Source organism: Streptacidiphilus carbonis (assembly GCF_000787775.1).
Taxonomy (GTDB): Bacteria; Actinomycetota; Actinomycetes; order Streptomycetales; family Streptomycetaceae; genus Streptacidiphilus; species Streptacidiphilus carbonis.
Window position 1 is genome coordinate 27812 of record NZ_BBPM01000071.1, and the last position, 6344, is coordinate 34155.

Annotated in this window: 5 protein-coding genes; all 5 read right to left on the reverse strand. The window is 73.1% G+C overall.

Features of this window, described 5'->3' with window-relative positions; all coding sequences use genetic code 11:
* The coding region (locus tag TR46_RS43515) for a CHAD domain-containing protein (protein ID WP_174505180.1) at positions 1-687 on the reverse strand (687 nt) is incomplete at its 3' end.
* A gap of 61 nt (positions 688-748) precedes the next feature.
* Complete coding sequence (locus TR46_RS33270) at positions 749-2998, reverse strand: RNA degradosome polyphosphate kinase (RefSeq protein WP_042409531.1); 2250 nt, start codon at positions 2996-2998, stop codon at positions 749-751.
* A 133-nt stretch (positions 2999-3131) separates the two neighbouring features.
* Positions 3132-4007, reverse strand: a complete 876-nt coding sequence (gene mshD / locus TR46_RS33275; RefSeq protein ID WP_042409510.1) for a mycothiol synthase — start codon at positions 4005-4007, stop codon at positions 3132-3134.
* 100 nt (positions 4008-4107) lie between these two features.
* Positions 4108-5340, reverse strand: coding sequence for an MFS transporter (locus tag TR46_RS33280; protein ID WP_042409512.1), 1233 nt, complete (start codon positions 5338-5340; stop codon positions 4108-4110).
* A 73-nt stretch (positions 5341-5413) separates the two neighbouring features.
* Positions 5414-6344, reverse strand: a 931-nt coding sequence (locus TR46_RS33285; protein ID WP_042409534.1) for a HAMP domain-containing sensor histidine kinase, incomplete at its 5' end; no start/stop codon positions are given.

Here is a 6344-nt window from a genome sequence, read left to right on the forward strand (position 1 = left end):
GCACAGCAGCTCGTCGGCCGGGGCGTCGCCGCGGCCGGCCCGCAGCGGCAGGTCGGAGGCGAGCAGCGTCATCCGGTCGGCCAGCGCGTGGAACCGCGCCGAGCCCAGCTCCTGCAGGGCGGCGGTGTGGGCCCGGGAGCGGCCCAGGGTGAGCTGGCGCTCCAGCAGGGCCCGGGCCTTGGGCGCGCCGGGGTGCCGGGCCAGCAGCCCCTCGGCCTCGCGCTGGTGCGGCACCGGCCCGGCGGTGGGCGCGCCCGCTGCGGGCTTGCCCGCCGTCACGGCGCCGGCGCCGGCGCGGGCATCGGCACCGGAGCCCGGGTCGGTGCTGGTGAGCGAGTCGAGTCCGGCCATCAGCCGGGTGAGTCTGCGCCCGTAGGCGCGTTCCTGGCCCAGCACGGTCCCGAGCCGGGCCAGCTCCTCGCGCATCTCCCGGGACCAGGCCGGGTCCAGCAGCGACTCGAAGGTGTGCAGCGCGGCGCCGACCCGGCGCAGCGTGTGCAGGTCGACCGAGGGCAGGCCGCGCAGGAAGTCCCCGGCCTGGGCCGCCAGGTGCACCGCCAGCAGCTCGGCGGCGGAACCGTCGCCGAGCACTGCCGCGGCCCGGTTCTGGTGCGCGAGCTGCGGTGACACCTGCTGCGACATCTGCGCCGCCGACGGGGCCTCCGCGGCCGGGGTTGCGTCGGTCATGGTGCGTAAGTCCCCGTCGTCGTCGTTGCGGTCCCGAGCCCCGTCGGGGTGCCCCGGTCTGTCAGGCTGTCGAGCCACTCTGGCCCCAGCCGCCGATGCTGCGCTTGCGCCGCCGGGAGTCGATGAGCAACTCCTGGACATTGCGCAGAGGTCTGCCCTCGGCGTCGTGGGAGTGCCTGGTCCAGGTGCCGTCGGCGCCCAGGTGCCAGGACGAGGTGTCGTCGGCGGTGCCCAGTTCCAGCAGCCCGGCCAGTTCGGCGCGGTGGCCCGGGTCGGTGACCCGGAGCAGCGCCTCGATCCGGCGGTCCAGGTTGCGGTGCATCATGTCGGCGCTGCCGATCCACACCTCGGGGTCGCCGCCGTTGCCGAAGACGAACACCCGGGAGTGCTCCAGGAAGCGGCCGAGGATGCTGCGGACCCGGATGTTCTCGGACAGTCCGGGCACCCCGGGCCGGATCGAGCAGATGCCGCGCACCCACACGTCGACCTGGACGCCGGCCTGCGAGGCCCGGTAGAGGGCGTCGATGACGGCCTCGTCCACGATGGAGTTGACCTTGATCTGGATCCGGGCCGGCCGGCCGGCCCGGTGGTGGGTGATCTCGTCGTGGATCCGGGAGACCAGGCCCTGCCGCAGCGAGCGCGGGGCCACCAGCAGCCGCCGGTAGGACTCCCGGCGGGAGTAGCCGGAGAGCCGGTTGAACAGGTCCGACAGGTCCGCGCCGACCTGCTGGTCGGCGGTGAGCACGCCGAGGTCCTCGTACATGCGGGCGGTCTTGGGGTGGTAGTTGCCGGTGCCGACGTGCGCGTAGCGGCGCAGCGTGTCGCCCTCCTGGCGGACCACCAGCGACAGCTTGCTGTGCGTCTTCAGGCCGATCAGGCCGTAGACGACATGGCAGCCGGCCTCCTCCAGCTTGCGGGCCCACTTGATGTTGGCCTGCTCGTCGAAGCGGGCCTTGATCTCGACCAGGACCAGCACCTGCTTGCCGGACTCGGCGGCGTCGATCAGGGCGTCCACGATCGGGGAGTCGCCGGAGGTCCGGTACAGGGTCTGCTTGATCGCCAGCACGTCCGGGTCGTTGGCGGCCTGCTCCAGGAACGCCTGCACCGAGGTGGAGAAGCTGTCGTAGGGGTGGTGCAGCAGCACGTCGCGCTCGCGCACGGCGGCGAAGATGTCCGGCTGGGAGGCCGACTCCACATCGGTCAGCCCGCGCGCCGTGCCGGCGACGAACGCCGGGTACTTCAGCTCGGGGCGGTCCAGTCCGGCGATGGCGAACAGGCCGGTCAGGTCCAGCGGCCCGGGCAGCGGGTAGACCTCGGACTCGGAGATGTTCAGCTCGCGGACCAGCAGGTCCAGCACGTAGGGGTCGATGGACTCCTCGACCTCCAGCCGCACCGGGGGCCCGAAGCGGCGCCGCATCAGCTCCTTCTCCAGGGCCTTGAGGATGTTCTCGGTGTCGTCCTCCTCGACTTCGAGGTCCTCGTTGCGGGTCACCCGGAAGGCGTGGTGCTCCAGCACCTCCATCCCCGGGAACAGCTCCTCCAGGTAGGCGCCCATCACGTCCTCCAGCGGGACGTAGCGCTGCGGCGAGGCCTCCAGGAAGCGGTGCAGCGACTGCGGGACCTTGACCCTGGCGAAGTGCTTGTGGCCGCTGATCGGGTTGCGCACCACCACGGCCAGGTTGAGCGACAGGCCGGAGATGTACGGGAAGGGGTGCGCCGGGTCGACCGCGAGCGGGGTGAGCACCGGGAAGATCTGCTGCCGGAAAAGGATCAGCAGCCGGCCCTGCTCCTTGTCGGTCAGCTCGCTCCAGCGCACCAGTTCGATGCCCTCGGCGGCCAGTTCGGGCAGCAGGTCCTGCTGGAAGCAGGCGGCGTGCCGGGCCATCAGCTCGCGCGAGCGGCCCCATATCTTCTCCAGCACCTCACGGGGCTGGAGGCCTGCGGCCGAACGGGTGGCGACGCCGGTGGCGATCCGGCGCTTCAGGCCGGCCACCCGGACCATGAAGAACTCGTCCAGGTTGCTGCCGAAGATCGCCAGGAACTTGACCCGCTCCAGCAGCGGGGTCTCCGGGTCCTCGGCGAGCTCCAGGACCCGTTCGTTGAAGGCCAGCCAGCTGCGCTCGCGGTCCAGGAAGCGTCCGGCGGGCAGCTCCTGGTCGAACTCGGCGAAGTCGACGGAACCCGGGCCGTCCGGGCTGTCCGGGAGCAGCGTCGGGATGACCGGGACCCCTGTCGAAGGCGTGACGGTGGGGACACCGTTGGTGACGGCCGGAGTGGTGGCCGGTGTGGCGGCAGATCGGGCGGCGGTCATGGCGGGCAGCTCCTCATGCAGGGTGTCCGGCACTTCGTCGTTGCCCCTGCGGCTTGCATTCGGTGATCTTTGCAACGGCGTCTGAACTGAAAGTGAATGGCGGGTGGCCTGCAGGAAAGCTGACGCGGACGCCTCAGCGCGGGCCGGTCGAGCGGTACATCAGGTCCACTTCGTACACCGTGAAGCCCAGCTTCTCGTATACCCGCACGGCGGCCGGGTTATCGGCGTCGACGTAGAGCAGCACCGTGTCCAGGCCCCGGTCGCGGCCCAGGTACCGCAGTCCGACCGAGGTCAGCGCCCTGCCGAGGCCGTTCCCCTGTTCCGCGGGACCGACCCCGACGACATAGACCTCTCCCACGCCTCCCTCCACTTTGGTCCAGTGGAAGCCGACCGGCTCGTCGCCGCGGACGGCCAGGAAGAAGCCGGCCGGGTCGAACCAGGGCTCGGCCAGCCGGTCGGCCAGGTCCTGCGCGGTCCAGCCGCCCTGCTCCGGGTGGTGCGCGAAGGCGGCGGCGTTCAGCGCCAGCCAGGCCCGGTCGTCCGCGCCGGGGCGGAAGGTGCGCAGCCGCACGCCCTCCGGGAGGGGGATCTCGGCGTCCGCCTCCACGGCGGGCAGCGGGCGGCGCATCTGCCGCAGCTCCCGGACCAGCTCGAAGCCCAGCTGCTCGGCCAGCCGCCGGGCGCCCGGGTGGCCGCCGTGCGCCCAGGCCTGGACGGCGCCGGCCCGGACCGCGGCCTCGGCCAGCTCCCGGCCGTGCCCCTGGCGCCGCCGGGCCGGGTCCACCGCCAGCTCGGCCGTGCCGGGGCCGTCCACCTGCGCGTAACCAACGAGGGCTCCGCTGTCCCACTGCAGCAGATGCCGCACGCCGGGCTTGGGCCCGCGGAGTGCGAGGCGGCCCTGCTCGGAGACGGCGGTCCGGCCGTCGCTCTCCGCCGCCGCCGCAAGCAGGGTGCGCACTGCGGCGAGCTCTGCTTCGTTCACCGTTTCGACTACCTGAACCGTGTCCATCCTTGGACTCTAAGCGGTTGCCGACCGCTGTCGGGCGCGCCGTGTGCATGGCTGGTCGCGCTCTTCCCCGCGCCCCCTGGGGCCTGCAACCGGCCCGCACTCAAGCACGCACCGGCACCACCGCGATCGCCGCCACCCCGCACGCCGCCGCACACGCGAACGCCGCGCCGTAGCCGCTTGCGCTGATCAAGGCGCCGACCAGGGGCGGGGCCAGCGAGGCGGTCAGGTTCTGGCCGATGTTCTGGACGCCCAGGGCGCGGCCGGCCCAGTGCGGTCCGGCCAGCTCGGCGACCGAGGTGAAGGACAGCCCGTTGGTGCTCGCCGAGAGCCCGCACAGCAGCACCAGCAGCACCACCGACGCCGCCGAGGGCCACCACTGCGCGCAGGCGGCCAGCAGCAGCGACGCCGCGCCCACCGCGGCGGCCAGCGCCCGCATCGGCCGCAGCCGGCTGCCGACCGCGTCGGACCAGCGCCCGGCGCCGATCCGGCAGCAGGCGGCCAGCGCCTGGCCGCAGGCCATCAGCTGACCGGCCGCGACCGGCGACCAGTGCCGGACGTCGGTCAGGAAGACCAGCCCGAACGCGCCCACGGTGAACTGCGGCCACACCATCAGCGCGCTGGCCCCGTGGATCCGCCACAGCGTCCGCGAGCCCCGGTACGGGGAGACCGGCCGGGCGCCGCCCGGAGCGGCCGCCGTGCCCTTGCCGGAACCCGGCGGCCGCGGGGGGTCCACCACCAGCAGCGCCACCAGCACCGTCATCGCGCCGCTCAGCACGGTGACGAACAGCAGCGCGCCGTGCAGCCCGTGCGCCGCCGCCAGCGGCGGCATCGAGACGGCCGCGACCAGCATGCCCAGCGGAGTGGAGGTCTGCCTGATCCCCATCGCCAGTCCGCGCTGCTCGGGCGGGAACCAGCCCAGCACCACCCGTCCGCTGGCCGCCGACACCGACGCCCCGGCGGCTCCGGCCAGCGCGAACGTCAGACCCAGCGGCACCAGGCCGTGCACCAGCAGGGATCCCGTCAGCGCCGCCGTCGCCAGCCCCAGTCCCGACGCCAGCACCACCCGCTCGCCGTAGCGGTCGGCGGCCGCGCCCCAGGCGTACAGGGCCAGCAGCAGCCCCACCGTCGGGCAGGCCACCAGCAGCCCCGCCTGGGACAGGCTCAGCCGCTCGCCCCCGCGGAGCACCGGGATCAGATAGGGGAGCCCGTAGACGAAGGCGAACGAACTGGTCTGGGCGGCGGTGCCGAGGGCCAGCATCAGCCAGCGACGGTTCCGGCCGCCGGCGCCGGTCGTCCCTGCCGCCGCTCCGGCCCTCGCCTCGGTGATCCCCATGGCTGCCTCCCCGCAGTCGTCCGTGCCTGCGGGGCCATCATGGCGGACTATCCAATTAGTGGGACGAGTTGTCTCATATTCCGGGCGAGACCTCTTCGTCGGCCGTGATCGCCGGCACGGTCGGTGGTGTGGGTGGTGGGGGTGTGGGTGCGCCGGGGAGTTGGACGGTGGCGAGGGCGCCGCCGGTGGTGCCGTCGGGTTTGGGGTCGGCTGCGGTGAGGGTGACTTCGCCGCCGGCGTCGCGGATGGTCTGGGCGACGATGGCCAGGCCGAGGCCGGATCCGGGCATCTGGCGGGCGGAGGGGGAGCGCCAGAAGCGGTCGAAGACGTGGGGGAGGTCGTCGGGGGGGATGCCGGGGCCGTGGTCGCGTACGGTCAGGGTGCCGAAGCGCAGGGCGACGTCGATGCTGGCGTCGGGTGGGCTGAATTTGACGGCGTTGTCGAGGAGGTTGATGACGGCGCGTTCCATGGCGTGGGCGTCGGCGCGTACGTACCAGGGGCGCAGGTCGACGTTGAAGGTCAGGCCGGGGCCGCGCAGGCGGGCGCGGTCCAGGGCGCGGGCGGTGGTGTCGTGCAGGGCCAGGACTTCCAGGGGCTTGGAGCCCTTGGGGCGGGTGGGGCGGGAGAGTTCGAGCAGGTCCACGATCAGGGTGGACAGTTCGACCATCTGGGCCTTCATGTTGCCCAGCATGCGGGTGCGGGTGGCCTGGGGCAGGGCGCGTCCGGTCTCCTCGCTGCGGACCAGCAGGTCCACGTTGGTGCGCAGGGAGGTCAGCGGGGTGCGCAGTTCGTGTCCGGCGTCGGCGATCAGCTGCGACTGCCGGTCGCGGGAGCTGGCCAGGGCGGTGCTCATGGAGTTGAACGACTCGCTGAGCCGGGCGATCTCGTCCTTGCCGGAGACCGCGATCGTGGTCCCCAGCTCCTCGGTCCGCGCGATGTGCTCCACCGCCTCGGTCAACCGGTCCACCGGCCGCAACGCCGTCCGAGCCACCCACAACGCGGCG

Bases quoted from the DNA above. Each gene is read 5' to 3' on its own strand.
- TR46_RS33280 (WP_042409512.1), bottom strand. From the start codon at position 5,340: ATGGGGATCACCGAGGCGAGGGCCGGAGCGGCGGCAGGGACGACCGGC.
- TR46_RS33270 (WP_042409531.1), bottom strand. From the start codon at position 2,998: ATGACCGCCGCCCGATCTGCCGCCACACCGGCCACCACTCCGGCCGTC.
- mshD (WP_042409510.1), bottom strand. From the start codon at position 4,007: ATGGACACGGTTCAGGTAGTCGAAACGGTGAACGAAGCAGAGCTCGCC.